General features: G+C 54.0%; 13 protein-coding genes and 1 pseudogene. 6 read left to right on the top strand and 8 right to left on the bottom strand.

Annotation, left to right across the window (positions count from 1 at the left end; translation table 11 throughout):
* Nucleotides 1–67: 67 nt before the first annotated feature.
* The 5 genes from MB824_RS05780 to gluQRS all read right to left on the bottom strand — a co-directional run bounded on the left by MB824_RS05780 (nucleotide 68) and on the right by gluQRS (nucleotide 3,051).
* Nucleotides 68–406, bottom strand: a complete 339-nt coding sequence (locus tag MB824_RS05780; protein WP_238746684.1) for a LiaF transmembrane domain-containing protein — start codon at nucleotides 404–406, stop codon at nucleotides 68–70.
* A gap of 117 nt (nucleotides 407–523) precedes the next feature.
* Complete coding sequence (nusB, locus tag MB824_RS05775; RefSeq protein ID WP_238746682.1) at nucleotides 524–1,060, bottom strand: transcription antitermination factor NusB; 537 nt, start codon at nucleotides 1,058–1,060, stop codon at nucleotides 524–526.
* A gap of 28 nt (nucleotides 1,061–1,088) precedes the next feature.
* Nucleotides 1,089–1,553 (bottom strand): 6,7-dimethyl-8-ribityllumazine synthase, encoded by a 465-nt coding sequence (gene ribH / locus MB824_RS05770; protein ID WP_238746681.1) that lies wholly within the window; start codon nucleotides 1,551–1,553, stop codon nucleotides 1,089–1,091.
* 38 nt (nucleotides 1,554–1,591) lie between these two features.
* Complete coding sequence (locus MB824_RS05765; protein ID WP_238746837.1) at nucleotides 1,592–1,915, bottom strand: DUF2185 domain-containing protein; 324 nt, start codon at nucleotides 1,913–1,915, stop codon at nucleotides 1,592–1,594.
* Between the two features lie 221 nt (nucleotides 1,916–2,136).
* The gene (gene gluQRS, locus MB824_RS05760) at nucleotides 2,137–3,051 is read right to left on the bottom strand and encodes a tRNA glutamyl-Q(34) synthetase GluQRS (protein WP_238746680.1); all 915 of its coding nucleotides are present in this window, start codon (nucleotides 3,049–3,051) and stop codon (nucleotides 2,137–2,139) included.
* 206 nt (nucleotides 3,052–3,257) lie between these two features.
* Here gluQRS and MB824_RS05755 point away from each other — a divergent pair, with 206 nt between their 5' ends.
* A complete protein-coding gene (locus MB824_RS05755; RefSeq protein WP_238746679.1) occupies nucleotides 3,258–5,477 on the top strand; it encodes a FepA family TonB-dependent siderophore receptor in 2,220 nt (739 codons plus the stop codon).
* Between the two features lie 179 nt (nucleotides 5,478–5,656).
* On the opposite strand, the gene MB824_RS05750 is transcribed toward MB824_RS05755, so the two are convergent.
* Together MB824_RS05750 and dxs are read right to left on the bottom strand one after the other, a co-directional pair.
* Nucleotides 5,657–6,130, bottom strand: coding sequence for a DMP19 family protein (locus tag MB824_RS05750; protein ID WP_238746678.1), 474 nt, complete (start codon nucleotides 6,128–6,130; stop codon nucleotides 5,657–5,659).
* Between the two features lie 62 nt (nucleotides 6,131–6,192).
* Nucleotides 6,193–8,124: a 1-deoxy-D-xylulose-5-phosphate synthase gene (gene dxs, locus MB824_RS05745; protein ID WP_238746677.1), complete on the bottom strand. Its 1,932-nt coding sequence runs from the start codon at nucleotides 8,122–8,124 to the stop codon at nucleotides 6,193–6,195.
* A 298-nt stretch (nucleotides 8,125–8,422) separates the two neighbouring features.
* Here dxs and alaS point away from each other — a divergent pair, with 298 nt between their 5' ends.
* The 5 genes and pseudogenes from alaS to MB824_RS05720 form a co-directional block, all read left to right on the top strand.
* Nucleotides 8,423–11,317, top strand: a complete 2,895-nt coding sequence (gene alaS, locus MB824_RS05740) for an alanine--tRNA ligase (RefSeq protein ID WP_238746676.1) — start codon at nucleotides 8,423–8,425, stop codon at nucleotides 11,315–11,317.
* A gap of 76 nt (nucleotides 11,318–11,393) precedes the next feature.
* Nucleotides 11,394–12,338, top strand: a complete 945-nt coding sequence (gapS4a, locus tag MB824_RS05735; RefSeq protein WP_238746675.1) for a GapS4a family protein — start codon at nucleotides 11,394–11,396, stop codon at nucleotides 12,336–12,338.
* On the top strand, nucleotides 12,331–13,446 hold the full coding sequence (gene gapS4b, locus MB824_RS05730; RefSeq protein WP_238746674.1) for a GapS4b family protein: 1,116 nt from the start codon (nucleotides 12,331–12,333) through the stop codon (nucleotides 13,444–13,446). The genes gapS4a and gapS4b overlap by 8 nt, the downstream gene beginning before the upstream one ends.
* 414 nt (nucleotides 13,447–13,860) lie before the next feature.
* Entirely contained in the window at nucleotides 13,861–14,682 is an 822-nt protein-coding gene (locus MB824_RS05725; RefSeq protein ID WP_238746673.1) for a CPBP family intramembrane glutamic endopeptidase, read from the top strand.
* Between the two features lie 39 nt (nucleotides 14,683–14,721).
* Nucleotides 14,722–14,988 (top strand): annotated as a pseudogene (locus tag MB824_RS05720) (YbhB/YbcL family Raf kinase inhibitor-like protein); the annotation flags it as partial.
* Between the two features lie 255 nt (nucleotides 14,989–15,243).
* On the opposite strand, the gene MB824_RS05715 reads toward MB824_RS05720, so the two are convergent.
* Entirely contained in the window at nucleotides 15,244–15,582 is a 339-nt protein-coding gene (locus MB824_RS05715; RefSeq protein WP_238746672.1) for a hypothetical protein, read from the bottom strand.
* Nucleotides 15,583–15,615 lie beyond the last annotated feature (33 nt).

Genomic DNA, 15,615 nt, shown 5'->3' with positions numbered 1-15,615 from the left:
CAAAAAAGCAGCCTGAAAACCGTATTTTCGGTTTTCAGGCTGCCTTGTTATGTTTGGGGACGGGCAATCAGCTGCCGTTCCATTCGCGGTGTTTCGGCGGCACCAGCCCGCTGCGTGCCAGCAGCAGGCACAGCCCCCACAGCACCAGCCCCAGCGCCGCCATCGGCGATACCGGATAGTCGTGGTGCTGGTTCACATACAGCGCGCCGCCGAAATACATCAGCAGCGGCGCGCTGACGACGGATTGTTTGTTAAAGCCGTCGAGCACAAACACCAGAATGCCGGCGGCAATCAGGAAAAAGGCGATGATGTCGCTGGTTTCGGGGAACCAGTGCATGCTTTTTAAGAACCACAGCACGCCGAAGATAATCAGCAGCAGCGGGAAAAACAGCGAAGTCTGTTTCATGGTGTAGCTCCTTGTGCCGGCGTGCCGGCTGTCGGTAAAACGGGTGCGGCGTTTTCAGGCTGCCTTTTCAGGCTGCTTTGATGGGAAAGGCAGCCTGAAAACCTGTGCCGGCGTGCCTTAATGCGCTTTGGGCTTTGGATCGTGCGGGCGCAGTTCGGCCGCCAGTTTGTCGAGAATGCCGTTGACGAATTTGTGGCTGTCGGTGCCGCCGAAGGTTTTGGTAATTTCAATGGCTTCGTTGATGATCACCGGATAGGGCGTTTCCGGCATGGCTTTGAGTTCGAAAGCCGCCATCAGCAGCACGCAGCGTTCGATGGGGTTGACGGTTTTCTCGTCGCGGTCGAGCAGCGGGCGGATGATGGTCATCAGCTCGTTCTCGCGCGCATGGGCGCCGAAAAAGATGGCGGCGTACAGCTCGGTGGCGGTGCTTTCGAGATTATCGAGCTTGGCCAGCGCTGCGGCGGGAGCGGCGCCGTCGTCGCGGCTTTCCAGCGCGCTGCGGGCGGCGGCTTTGTCTTTGGCGATGCTGTCGTACACGCTTTTGGCGGCTTGCTCGGGCAGGATGTCGGGATTGATTTGGATCTGGTAGAGCGACTGCACGGCGTATTCGCGGGCGCGGCGGCGCGGCGAGGGCAGGAAAGGTTTGCTTTTCATCGGAGGGTTCCTGTGTGGCGGGAAGCGTTTAAAGATGGTAGTGCAGCGCGGCTTTCAGGCGGGCGCCTTCTACGGCGACAAGGGCGGCATCACGGGCTTTTTCTTCAATGCGCGCGTGCGCCTGTTCGTCGTTTTCGGTGGTGAGCACGGCATTGGCGATCGGGATGTCGTGATCCAGGCCGACGCGGGTGATACCGGCGCCCGATTCGTTGGACACCAGCTCGAAATGGTAGGTTTCGCCGCGGATCACCGCGCCGATGGCGATCAGCGCGTCGAATTTGGTGCGTGCGCGCGCCATCTGCTGCAGCGCCAGCGGAATTTCCAGCGCGCCGGGCACGGTGGCGACGACGATATCGTCGTCGGCCACGCCCAATTCGATCAGTTTCTGGTGGGCTACTTTCAACATGGCGCTGCCGATTTCGTTGGAAAAACGGGCTTGGACGATGCCGATACGCAGGCGAAAATCGCCGCTTAGGGGTTCGATGGTTTTCATGACGGGGATCTTGTGAAGGTGGATGAAAGGGGGAAGGACTAATCCTGCGGCTGCCAGTCGGCGGCAGCCTGAAAGCGGCCGGCATCGTCGTCCCATTCCCAGGCGCCGGCGGTTTCGTTCATCAGCGCGGCGGCTTCGGGGCAGAGTTCGAGCGCCTGCGAGAGCGGCAGGGTGTCGAAATTGGCGGCGTCTTCGCAGAATTCGTCGCTTTCCGCGCCGCTGAAAAAACGCCAGCCGCTGTCTTGCTCGAAGGCCGGCGCTTCGCGGTAAACGAAGCCGGCGGCGGCATCACCGGCGCTGATTTCGCGGCTGACGATGGCGTATTGAAGGGCGGCGGACAGGGCTTGGGCAAAGGCGTTCATGGCGGCAGGCGGGAAGTGTAGAAAGGGCGGATTATAGCCTAAGAAACCGCCCGCCATCTCTACGCGCGGCATGCCGGCTTGGCAAAGCGGCTTTAGCTCCGCAACTTTGCTACGCTACGCAGGCAGCCTGAAAACCGCAAAACCGTCTTGCAGGCAGCCTGAAAGTTTGCCCCAACGCTTTTGGCAGCCTGAAAGCCGGGCAGGCGCTTTCAGGCTGCTTGTTAAACGGTTTCGGCCGGCGCATCTTCGGTGCAGATTGGCTGCGGCGGAATGCGGGCGATGTCCCAATGGCGCACCGCCCAGGCGAGCAGATCCTGCGGTTTGTCCACGGCTGGGCAGGGCGGCAGCTGAAGATAGGCCATCACCTGCCGCAGCAGCTGTTCGCGTCGCGCCAAATCAAGGGCGGGGGCGAGGGTCTGCTTCGACCATTTCTGGCCGGCGCGGTTGGTGAGCAGCGGCAGGTGGGCGTAGTGCGGCTGCGGATAGTTCAGGCAGCGCTGCAGCCAGATTTGGCGCGGCGTCGAAACCAGCAGGTCTTGGCCGCGGACGATATGGGTGATGCCCTGCTCGGCATCGTCGGCCACCACCGCCAGCTGGTAGGCCCAAAAGCCGTCGGCGCGCAGAAGTACGAAGTCGCCGATGTCGCGGGCGAGATTCTGGCGGTAGCGGCCGACGATGGCGTCGTCGAAAACAATATCGCTATCGGGCACGCGCAGCCGCCAGGCCGGAGTTTTGCCGTTTTCAGGCTGCCTGAAAGCCGGATCGGCGCAGCGGCCGCCATAGACAAAACCATCGGCGCCGGCGCGTGCTTCCTGCTGCCATTGGCGGCGGCTGCAGTAGCAGGGATAGACCAGATTGCGCGCCTGCAAATCGGCCAGCACCGTGCGGTACAGCGCGTGGCGGCGGCTTTGGTAGGCGACTTCGCCGTCCCACTCGAAACCGAAGGCTTCAAGGGTGCGCAGAATGTCGGCGGCGGCGCCGGGCATCTCGCGCGGCGGGTCGAGATCTTCCATGCGCAGCAGCCAGCGCCCGCCGGCGGCACGGGCGGCAGCGTAGGATGCGGTGGCGGTCAGCAGCGAACCGATGTGCAGCAGGCCGGTGGGGCTGGGGGCGAAACGGCCGGTGTAGGGATTCATGGCGGCAAAGCGGCAAAAAAGGGCGCATTTTACCCTGCGGCCGCGGCGCAGGCAGCCTGAAAACGTTTCAGGCTGCGTCCGCATCGGCTGCGGTGCGCGTTAAGCGTTTTGCCCTAATTTCTTTTCTAATCTATAATTATTACGAATTGCTTATCTTTCTTTACGCCTTTTGGCGTTTTTTTAACTTAACCGACAGGATAAAACCTATGCGCACATCTCCGTTTTTCCGCCTGAGTCTGCTCAGCGCCGCGCTTGTCAGCGGCTTTGCCTATGCCGACGGCGAAACCGCCGGCCAAGAGCAGGATCAGGAGCTGCAAACCGTTTACGTTACCGCCCAGCGCCAGCTGCAGCAGTCGCTCGGCGTATCGAAAATCAACGCCAAAGATTTGGAACGCCGTCCGGCAGTCAATGATATTTCCGACATCATCCGCACCATGCCCGGCGCCAACCTGACCGGCAACACCGCTTCGGGCGAGCGCGGCAACAAACGCCAGATCGACATCCGCGGCATGGGGCCGGAAAACACCCTGATTCTGATCGACGGCCGCCCCGTTACTTCGCGTAATGCCGAGCGCTACAGCTGGCGCGGCGAGCGCAACACCCGCGGCGACAGCAACTGGGTGCCGGTTGAGCAAATCGAATCCATCACCGTGCTGCGCGGCCCCGCCGCCGCCCGCTACGGCTCCGGCGCCGCCGGCGGCGTGGTCAATATCGTGACCAAGAAGGTCAGCAGCGAATGGAGCGGCGGCCTGAACCTGTACACCAACCTGCCGCAAAGCAGCAAAGAAGGCAAAACCAACCGCATCGGCTTTAATGTCAGCGGCCCCATCGTGCAGGACAAACTCGGCTTCCGTTTGTACGGCAGCCTGAATAAGACCGATGCGGATGCTAAGGATATCAATCCGATCGTAGTCACAACGGTAAACCGCGGCGGCCGTATCGTTCGCAGCGAAACTTTGGGCGCCGGCCGCGACGGCGTGAAAAACCGCGATATCGCCGCCCGCCTGGCTTGGAAAATCACGCCCGAACAAACCCTGACTTTGGACAGCTCCTACAGCCGCCAGGGCAATATCTACGCCGGCGACAACCAAAACAACAACCCCAGCAACCTGACCAAATCGCTTTACGGCGAAGAAACCGCCCGCCTCAAACGCACCAGCAACGCGCTGACCCACGAGGGCATTTGGTCTTGGGGCGACACCAAAGTGGTTGCCCAGCTTGACCGCACCGTAAACGAGCATTTGGTGGAAGGTTTGATGGGCGGCCCCGAAGGCCAGTACCAAAACCGCAACTTTACCGACAGTACCTTGAAAACCAAGCGCCTGTTTGCCGAAACCAATATTCCCTTCAAACTCGGCGCCGATCATGTGCTTACCGTCGGCAGCGAATACACCAACGACCATCTGGACGACAAAGGCTCGATGGCTCAGGGCTTTACCGATCAAGGCCGAACCGATGTCTTTGCCGGCTTGGGCACCAACCGCAATACAACAAACAGCCAGAACAACTTTGCCCTGTATGTGGAAGACCATATCAGCTTCGGCCACGGCACCCAGCTGATTCCCGCACTGCGCTTTGATCACAACAGCAAATCCGGTAACAACTGGAGTCCTGCCCTGAACTTTGTGCAGAAAATCAACAGCGAATGGACAATTAAAGGCGGTATCGCCCGTGCCTATAAAGCGCCGAACCTGTATCAGAGTAACCACAACTACATCCTGTACACCCGCGGACAAGGCTGCAAAGTCGGCACGCCGGGCACGATCCGCTGCTATCTGGTCGGTAACGACGGTCTGAAACCCGAAACCAGCATCAATAAAGAAATCGGTTTCGAATTTGCCCGCGGCGGCTATCAGGCATCCATGGCCTATTTCCACAACGATTACCGCAACAAAATCGTTGCCGGCGACGAAGCCGTTGCCTTGAGCAATCTCGGCAACCATCTTTATCAGTGGACGAACGCCAAAAAAGCGCTGGTGGAAGGCGTGGAAGGCAATCTGACTCTGCCGCTGCACAGCACGCTGAAATGGACGACCAACTTTACCTATATGCGCAAGTCGGTAAACAAAGACACCGGCAATCCGCTGTCGGTGATTCCCAAGTACACCATCAACAGCAGCCTGAACTGGCAGCCGACCGAGAAACTCGATGCCGCACTGAATGTTACCTACTACGGCAAACAGAAACCGCGCTCAGTGATTTTGAACAATGCCGAGCGTAATGCCGGCCTGTCGAACGAATCCGTCAGCCCCTACGGCTTGGTCGGCATCAGCGCCGGTTACCGTTTCAATAAAAACCTGAACCTGCGCCTGGGCATCAACAACCTGTTTAACAAACGCCTGTACCGCAGCGCTGATAACAGCAGCGCCGCTTCCTACAACGAACCCGGCCGCTCCTTCTACGGCAGCCTGAAACTTTCGTTCTAAACGTTTATACGGCGATACAAAGCAGCCTGAAAACCGGATTGCGGTTTTCAGGCTGCTTTTTTGTGTTTGCTACGAGCTTGGGGCGGACTTTTCCGTGCGCCGGTTTTCAGGCTGCCATTGGGGCGGGCTAGTTTTATCCGGTTTTCTTTTCGTGCCGACAGGAATCGGGCAGGATTTTTTCAGGCTGCCTGCGGCAGCACAAAGGCCGGATAGCGGTGGCGCACGTAGATATAGATTTTTGGGAAGTCGTCTTCGCAGGTCAGGTAGTAGGCTTCGTCGAGCGGGGCGAAGTCGGGGTAGTCGGCACGCAGGGATTCGGCGGACTCGCCGGCGGCGGCGCGACTTTCGATTTCGCCGCCGTGGCGGCGGTAGAGGGCGGCAGCCTGCTCGAGAATGCGCGCGGTGTCGGCAATCTGCCAGCGGTGCAGTTCGGCAATCAGGCTGCTTTCAAATACGTCGCGGCCGAAGCCGGCGGCGATCACGGCGGCAAAACCTTCGTCTTCGGCGATTTTGTCCATGCGCAGATAGGCGAGCAGGGCGTTTTGCTCGTCGCTCAATTCGGCGCGCACGGTGGTGTCGGGCAGGCGCTGGAGTTCGGCCAGATAGTGATCGAGCAGGCGGTAAACCTGGTTGGGTGGGGGCAGGGTGCTCATGGCGGATCTCTTTTCTCGGTTGCAGATATGGGAAAGCAGCCTGAAAACGGTTTTTCCGCCTTTCAGGCTGCTTGGGCGTCAAGCCATTTGCGGATGCGCTCGGTAAGGGCGGCGGCGGAAAGGCCGAGTTTGTCGAGCAGCAGGGCGGCGTCGCCGTGGTCGGTTACGGTGTCGGGGATGGCGGCGAGCAGGGTGGGTTTCAGGCTGCCTTGGCGGGCGAGCAGTTCGAGAACGGCGCTGCCGGCGCCGCCGGCTTCGGCGTTTTCTTCGGCGCAGACGATGTAGTCGTGGTCGGCAGCCAGCTGCAAAACCAGTTCTTCGTCGAGCGGTTTGACAAAGCGCATGTCGGCAACGGTGGCGTCCAGCGCTTCGGCGGCTTTCAGGGCGGGGGCGACCATGCTGCCGAAGGCAAGGATGGCGGTGCTTTTGCCCTGCCGGCGGATAATGCCTTTGCCGACGGGCACGGTGTCGAGGGTGTCGTTTACTGCTGCGCCGCAGCCGCTGCCGCGCGGGTAGCGCACGGCGGCGGGTTGTTCGAGCGCGTAGCAGGTGGACAACAGCAGGCGGCATTCGTTTTCGTCGCTGGGGGCGGCGATCACCATATTGGGAATGCAGCGCAGAAAGCTCAAATCGTAGGCGCCGGCGTGGGTGGGGCCGTCGGCGCCGACGATGCCGGCACGGTCGATGGCAAACAGCACGGGCAGGTTTTGCAGGGCAACGTCGTGTACCAGCTGGTCGTAGCCGCGCTGTAAAAAGGTGGAATAGATGGCGACGACGGGTTTGACGCCCGCGCAGGCCAGGCCGGCGGCAAAGGTTACGGCGTGCTGTTCGGCGATGCCGACGTCGAAATAGCGTTCGGGAAAGCGCTGCGCGAATTCGACCAGGCCGCTGCCTTCGCGCATGGCGGGGGTGATGGCGGCCAGGCGGGAATCAGCTTCTGCTTGGTCGCACAGCCAGCGGCCGAAGATTTGGGTGTAGCTGGGTTTTTCAGGCTGCTTTTTGGGTGCTTGGGTATCGGTATCGGCGTTTGAATCGGCGTTTTCAGGCTGCTTGTGCACGGTTTTGCCGATGGCGTGGTATTTGACGGGATCGTTTTCGGCGAGTTTGTAGCCCTGGCCTTTTTTGGTGATGATGTGCAGCAGCTGCGGGCCTTTGCGCCGGCGCAGTTCGCGCAGGGTATCGATGAGCAGCGGCAGGTTGTGGCCGTCGATGGCGCCGGTGTATTGGAAGCCGAAGTTTTCAAACAGTGAGAGCGACTGTTTGATGTGCTCGCTTTCGCTGGCGTAGGCTTTGATGGTTTCTTCGGCTTTTTGGGCGATTTCTTTAACGGCGGGCAGTTTGTCGAGCACGAAGGCGGACTGGTTTTTGATGTTGTGCAGCACGCCGCGCATATCGCGCATCACGTTGCGCGCCAGGTATTTGGGCAGGGCGCCGACATTGGGCGAAATCGACATTTCGTTGTCGTTGAGTATCACCAAGAGATCGGTGTCGGCCATATCGCCGGCGCAGTTGAGCGCTTCAAAGGCCTGGCCGGCGGTCATCGCGCCGTCGCCGATAATGGCGACGCTGCGGGCGCTGCTGCCGGACAAGCGGTCGGCCACCGCCATCCCCAGCGCGGCGCCGATGGACGTGGACGAATGGCCGACGCCGAAGTCGTCGTACTCGCTTTCGCTGCGCTTGGGAAAACCGGCCAACCCGCCAAACTGGCGCATGGTGTGCATGCGGTTTTTGCGGCCGGTCAGGATTTTGTGCGGATAGCTCTGGTGGCCGACGTCCCACACCAGATGGTCGCGCGGGGTGTCGTACACATAATGCAGGGCGACGGTCAGCTCCACCGCGCCAAGATTGCTGGCGAAATGGCCGCCGGTCTGCTGCACGCTCTCCAGCAAAAAGCCGCGCAGTTCGGCGGCCAGCTGCGGCAGCCGGTCGGCCGGCAGCCGGCGCAGGTCTTCGGGCAGGTTTACGGTATCGAGCAGGGGAGTGGCGGTGGTCATGGTGTGCACTTGGGCGAAAAAACAGGCGCGGATTATATAGCAAACCGCACGGCGGCGCTGCGTGCGCAAACGCGCTTTCAGGCTGCCTGAAAGCGGTAAATTGCACCGATAGCGCCATGCAGATTTTTGCTGCCGCCGTGTAGGCGAGCCGTGTAAATTCGGGTAAGATAACACCCTGTTTTTAATTGTTTGCGGCCGCCTGCTTTTGCAGGTGCCGCCGTTTTCAGGCAGCCCGTTTTTTCAGGCTGCCTGAAAACGGTTTGACCGCCGCTTCCTAAACCTAAAATAGCGAAACACCATGAAAACCACCGAACTGCGCCAAAAATTCCTAAAATTCTTCCAATCCAAAGGCCACACCGCCGTCCGCTCGTCGTCATTAGTCCCCCACGACGACCCCACGCTGCTCTTCACCAACGCCGGCATGAACCAGTTTAAAGACGTATTTTTGGGCTTTGACAAACGCCCCTACAACCGCGCCACCACCGCACAAAAATGCGTGCGCGCAGGCGGCAAGCACAACGACTTGGAAAACGTCGGCTACACCGCCCGCCACCACACCTTCTTTGAAATGATGGGCAACTTCTCCTTCGGCGACTACTTCAAACGCGACGCCATTCACTTCGCTTGGGAGTTCCTCACTTCCCCCGAATGGCTGAACATCCCCAAAGAAAAACTCTTGGCGACCGTGTATGCTGAAGACGACGAAGCCTACAACATCTGGCTGAACGAAATTGGTATGCCTGCCGAGCGCATCGTCCGCATCGGTGACAACAAAGGCGCGAAATACGCATCCGACAACTTCTGGCAGATGGGCGACACCGGCCCCTGCGGCCCTTGTTCCGAAATTTTCTACGACCACGGCGAAGAAATCTGGGGCGGCATTCCCGGCAGCCCTGAAGAAGACGGCGACCGCTGGATTGAAATTTGGAACTGCGTATTCATGCAGTTCAATCGCGACGAGGCGGGCAACATGAACCCGCTGCCCAAACCCAGCGTCGATACCGGCATGGGCTTGGAGCGCATGGCGGCCGTGATGCAGGGCGTACACAGCAATTACGAGATTGATTTGTTCCAAGACCTGCTCAAAGCCGTTGCCCGCGAAACCGGCGCGCCGTTCAGCATGGACGAACCAAGCCTGAAAGTCATCGCCGACCACATCCGCTCCTGCTCCTTCCTGATTGCCGACGGCGTGATGCCGGCCAACGAAGGCCGCGGCTATGTCCTGCGCCGCATCATCCGCCGCGCCGTGCGCCACGGTTACAAACTCGGTCAGAAACAAGCGTTTTTCTACAAACTCGTCCCCGATTTGGTCAAAGCAATGGGCGACGCGTATCCCGAGTTGAAAGAGAAACAGACGCAGATTATGGAAGCCCTGCGCGCGGAAGAGAGCCGCTTCGGCGAAACGCTGGAAAAAGGCATGGGTTTGTTCAACCAAGTGTTCAACGGCATGAAATTCCTGAAACTGGAAAGCCTGCTGCCGCAAGATGGTGCGGGCAAACCACTGGCATTGAAAACCGCAGAGGGTGTGGAATTCACCGCCGCCTCCCGTGCCGCTCCGGGCAAAAAGCAAATCGTTATCCGTCCCCAAGTTTCAGGTAGCCTGAACGAAGGCATGTATATCGATTTGCAGGCTGCTTTGGAAACCGCCCATATTCCCGATGCGGAAAAACCGTTTGCCGAAGCCTTGAATGCTTATTTGATGGACAACATCGCCAACAGCAAACTCGTTATCGGCGGCGAACACATCTTCAAACTCTACGACACCTACGGCTTCCCCTACGACCTGACTGCCGACATGGCGCGCGAATTGGGTATCGATTTGGACGAAGAAGGCTTCAACCGCGAAATGGAAGCCCAACGCGCCCGCGCCCGCGCCGCGCAAAACTTCAAAGCCAACGCGCAACTGGACTACACAGGCGCGGACACCGAGTTCACCGGCTACGAAAAACGCAGCCAAGACACCAAAATCATCGCTTTATACAAAGGCAGCGAAGCCGTGGACGAACTGCAAGCAGGCGAAGCAGGCGTGGTTGTTTTGGAACAAACCCCGTTCTACGCCGAAAGCGGCGGCCAAGTCGGCGACGTAGGCTTTATCTTCGCAGGCGAAAACCGCTTCCGTGTCGAAGACACGCAGAAAATCAAAGCGGCGGTACACGGACAATTCGGCGCAGTCGTATCAGGCCGTCTGAAAGTGGGCGATGCCGTATCCGCCGAAATCGACAACGACATCCGCAACAGCATCATGCGCAACCACAGCGTTACCCACCTGATGCACAAAGCCCTGCGCGATGTTTTGGGTACACACGTCGAACAAAAAGGCAGCCTGCAAAACGCCGAGCTGACCCGCTTCGACATCTCCCACCCGCAAGGCATCAGCGCGGAAGAAATCGCCGAAGTCGAACGCCGCGTCAACGCCGCGATTATTGCCAACGTGCCCGTCAAAGTCGAAACCATGTCTATTGAAGACGCGCAAAAATCAGGCGCAGTCATGCTCTTCGGCGAAAAATACGGCGACTTCGTCCGCGTCATCACCATGGGCGACTACTCCATCGAATTGTGCGGCGGTACCCACGTCGCCCGCACCGGCGACATCGGCTTCTTCAAAATCATCAGCGAAGGCGGCATCGCCGCAGGCATCCGCCGCGTAGAAGCCATCACAGGTCAAGCCGCACTGACATGGGCGCAAAACCAAGAAAGCCTGATGAAAAACATCATCGCCGAAGTCAAAGCCCAAACCGAAAAAGACGTACTCGCCAAAATCCAAGCCAACGCCGCAAACGCCAAAGCCTTGGAAAAAGAGTTGGCAAAAGCCAAAGCCGAACTCGCCGTCCACGCAGGCGCCAAACTCTTGGACAAAGCCAAAGACTTGGGCGTAGCCAAACTCGTTGCCGCCCAAATCGAAGCCGACGCAGCCGCCCTGCGCGAAATCGTTACCGATTTAACCGGCAAATCCGATAACGCCGTGATTCTTTTGGCGGCAGTAAACGACGGCAAAGTCTCCCTGTGCGCCGGCGTATCCAAACCGCTGACAAACAAAGTGAAAGCCGGCGATTTGGTCAAATTCGCAGCCGAACAAGTCGGCGGCAAAGGCGGCGGCAGACCGGATTTGGCACAGGCAGGAGGTACGGATGCTGCGAAACTGCCTGAAATGCTGGGAAGTTTGGAAGGTTGGGTAAACAGTAAACTGATTTAACAAATAAGGCAAACTAAAGCAGTTTGAAATATTTATAGATGTTAGCTGATTTTTCAAATTTAATTAGGAGTACAACATGGGTGAATATTCTAAAACAATTGGTGAGATAGGTGAAAATATAGTAGATAACTTCCTCAATTTAATTGGTTGGGATAAGGTTGAAAATAATCTTACACTTTCATGTCAAAAAGCAGTAAGACATGCTAAAGGTAACTCCAGGCAGAGAAATACACATGGTATTGATATCCTGTTTACTTATAAAACACCTTTAGAACAAAATACAATACAAAATATAATTGTTTCTGTAAAACACACAAATAATTCTTACCCTAATAATCCAAAAAATCAATTTAAAGATTATATGCAAGATTTGGTTCAGACTTTAGAGTGCTTTAAACATTCGGAACTAAAGACTGAGCGTAAGAATTTATTTAATAACATACGAAAACATCAGGATATAGGTGTTCTTTTTTGGTTATCGAGCAATGAGAATACCTATGATAACTTAATTACAAAAATTGCGAATATTAATTTGGAATCCGATTGGAAATTTGATACTGTACATGTTATAGATAATAAAAAAGTTAACTTTATATTCAACTTGATGAAATTCTTAAGGAGTAATAATAGGTATGAAATATTTTTCTATTACCCAGAAACATCTTTAAGTTATCAGGATGCTGATATACCTAGATATGGCAAGGTATTACCTGTTGAATTTCTAACGTCACCAATTATTCCAGTTATTCTAAAAAATAATAGTGATACAGAGGCTATTGACACTTTTTGTTTGGCTTCTTCTGAAAACTTTGATGGTGATTCGTTACGGCGTCTTATAAAGGCAGCTGATGAATATACTGCAAAAATGAATTGTAAATATCTCTTTCTCTTTCCAAATTATATTGCAAGTCAGCATGAGCCAGAAGTAAGAACAGCTCTAGTAAATGTCGAAAAGCCTGAAAATCTTATTTCGATTAAATCATATTCCCCTGATTTTAGGAGTTTATATAAAGATGAGTAACAATGAAATTTTATTGCCTACTAGAGACTTCTTAAGACAATTAATAGGGCAGTCATCTATCAAATTTATTGATATAAAAAATATTTTGCGAAGTAGAGGGGTAATAACATATTCCAGTGATAAAGAAAATGCTGCTATAACTCTTATTAAAACGGGATTATCACCAGAGGAATTCTTAGAAATCAAAGAAAGCTTAAAAACTAAAGAAGAAACACCAAAATTAAAAACACGAACAATTAGATGGGATACTGACCTAGATTTACTAGATTGTATTCCAACGAATTTTGATTTTAGCCCAATACTAAATGATGAATTTGGAACACTAAGATTATCTGATATTACTGACTTTACGTCATTAAATAATAATCATGTATATGTGGAATTTGAAATTGAAAGAGATAACCTTATCAGCAACTTAAGTAAAAACAAAACTTATCATAAAGGGAGGATAGAGTTAAAATTAGATAGAGAAACTAATTCATTGAATATTTCTCTAACACATACTTCTAATGAAACTATGGATTTTGGAGATGCTCTATCTAAAAAATTAATTCAAAATTTTAAAAATGATGGCTATGTAAAACCTACTGATGAAATAGTAACTATAAAGTTCTTAGATTTTAATAATGCCTCTAGAATAAAATTTCTTCAAGAACTATCTCAAAATGCGAGGTATACAATACTTAAATTTAAAGATACCGATGACATCCACTTTTCTCCTGATGCAGATATACCGAATCTACCAGAGCATATTACTTGGATGAAAGATAAGATAGATGATTTAAAGATGAAGGGCAGGGATTTGCATTCTACTTTCTTCTTTCAGGATAAATCAATACATCCTTTCATCAAACTAATGGGGATAAAATGTAATTACATTATTGATAATAATGATATAACAGGAACTTGTAAAATAGAATTTGAATTTTCTAGTGATAAAAATGGAATTCCTATAGAATTAATACTTAAGCTTACAATTTTAAATATTGAAACAAACAATGATGATATAACTAAAAACCAATTGAAGAAATCTATTATTGAATCCTTTGAAAAATATAAATTAGAAATGTACCTAAAATACCGAAATAGTCCTATACAACAAGAGTAAATGTGGCAACTGTGACCGCATACATGCCAGCCGCGTGCGTGGCTACGCTACACACCCTACCTGCGGGCAAAACAAACCTTAAGATTAAGGTGTAGGGTGTGTGCGATACGCACGCACGCGGTTTTGTCGTTGCCGAATGATTCCAAACCATGCCGTAATACAGTTGGCGGCAAACGCAGCTTGGGTCATGACCCAACGAAATCCTCATATCACCTGTAATCTCAAAGCTGCCTGAGAAATAATTTTCAGACGACCTCTCTATGAAAAGCAGCCTGCACTCTTCAAATCAAATCGAAGTGCAGGCTGCTTTTCATAATAATTAGAAAAAAACGCGCAATATTTTTATACTGTACATCATGTAGCAGGCCGTACCTGCTCCCCTGCCAACTTATTTACGGAACGAACAGGAATAACATGCAGAAGCCCTCTTCAGAAAAACCGACAGCCGGTTATTCGCATCCGTGGCAATACTTTCTGCTGGTGTACGCTTTGAGCGCGCCGTTTTGGCTGCTGTCTTTGTTTCTCAAACACAGCCCCCTGCCTGATAATCTGCCGCTGACCGACATCGGAGCGGCACTCACCCCGACGGTTGCCGCCGCGTTGCTGCGTTATCGCGAGGGCGGAATAGCGGCGGTGCGTGGACTGTTTGGCCGTGTGTTTGATTACGGGCGGATCAAGCATTCTGCCTATTTTTGGACGGCGATACTGATTTTTCCCCTGCTTTATCTGCTGACTTATGTCGCGATACGCCAAACAGGACAAACCATACCTGCCTTATCCGTATCGTTTGCGCCGCTTGCCGGAGCGTTCGTTATGTTCTTTATCGCGGCAGTTGCCGAGGAATTGGGCTATGCCGCCTACGCTACGGAAAGTCTGCAACGGCGTTTTACCCCGCTTGTTACGGCGTTGATTATCGGGGTGCCGTGGGCATTGTGGCATTTGCCGTCCATGATTGCCGTGGGGCAGCCTGCCGAACTGATCGCGTGGGGGCTGGCAGGGACGGTTGCCGTGAGGATTATCTATGTATGGCTGTATAACGGCAGCGGCGGATCGGTATTTGTATTGATTGCGTGCCACACGGTTGCCAATACCGCGCGCACAGGCTTTCCGGGCGGACGGGCGGTATATGAAAACGGCAACGGTATGATTCCATACGGAATCATCATCATTGCGGCGGCAATTGTGATGGGTTTCTGGCGTAAGGCGATGTGTTCATCTGATAGCAAGCAGGCGTAGGCTGGGCCATGTTCCAACAAAACCTTCAATCCTGCCAAGGTGGCAGAAAACGAGAGTGTGTCGGCCAAGGATTATGTGCAGGGGGCGAACAGTTGGGCGAGTGTGTTGGGCAAATTTGAGATTGAAGAGGCCTCATGCTATGGCGGGATGGCGCCGCCGAACTGCCGCCATCGCTACGAGCTGATTGTGTATGCGTTGGATACGAAGCTGAACCTGCCGCGCGGTTTCCGTTTCAACGACCTGCATTTTGCGATGCAGGGGCATGTGTTGGCGAGTGCTTCGGTGATGGGCACTTACGACGTCTAGCCGGCTCTGATGCGCCGTTTGCTTTTCAGGCTGCCTGTTGGAAAAGGCAGCCTGAAAATATTTGCGGCGCTTGGCGGTAATATCGGATCGGTAAAGAGTAATGCCGAACGAAAGCAGCCTGAAAACTGATTCGGCTCCCCAAAGCCCAAAGGCAGCCTGAAAACCCGTGTCAAGGTTTTCAGGCTGCCTTTTTTTGTTTGGGGTAGCGGCTTTCAGGCTGCCTGCCCGGATGCCTTACAATACTCCTTAGTCAAGTTAATCAATGTCTTTATATTCACCGGTATATTCATCCGGCACAGAACCGTCGGTCTTCATTTTACCCGTATTCTTATCCACAACATAGCCAAACAGGCGGGGAGCCGTATTGGGGTCGCCTCCGCATTCCCGGTTATGTTTTTCCCGAACATCAATTTCATAGGACGACGGCTTGTCATCCACAATAAAAACATAACATTCTTCTTTTAGCGCGGTAAGTCGGTTTTTCACAATCGACTTCCTTACCAAGGCAAGGGCTTCGTCTTCACTGCGGATATTTCCGGTTCCAGCACAGGCAGAAGCCAATACTACCGCAATCAGCATACCGATTTTTTTCATAGTGCTCTCTACTCTATAACAAAAATAATCCAT

This window comes from Kingella pumchi (assembly GCF_022288825.1).
In the GTDB taxonomy this organism is placed as follows: Bacteria; Pseudomonadota; Gammaproteobacteria; order Burkholderiales; family Neisseriaceae; genus Kingella_D; species Kingella_D pumchi.
Note: the sequence above shows the minus strand (reverse complement) of the source record. Positions and strands in the feature narration are given on the sequence as shown.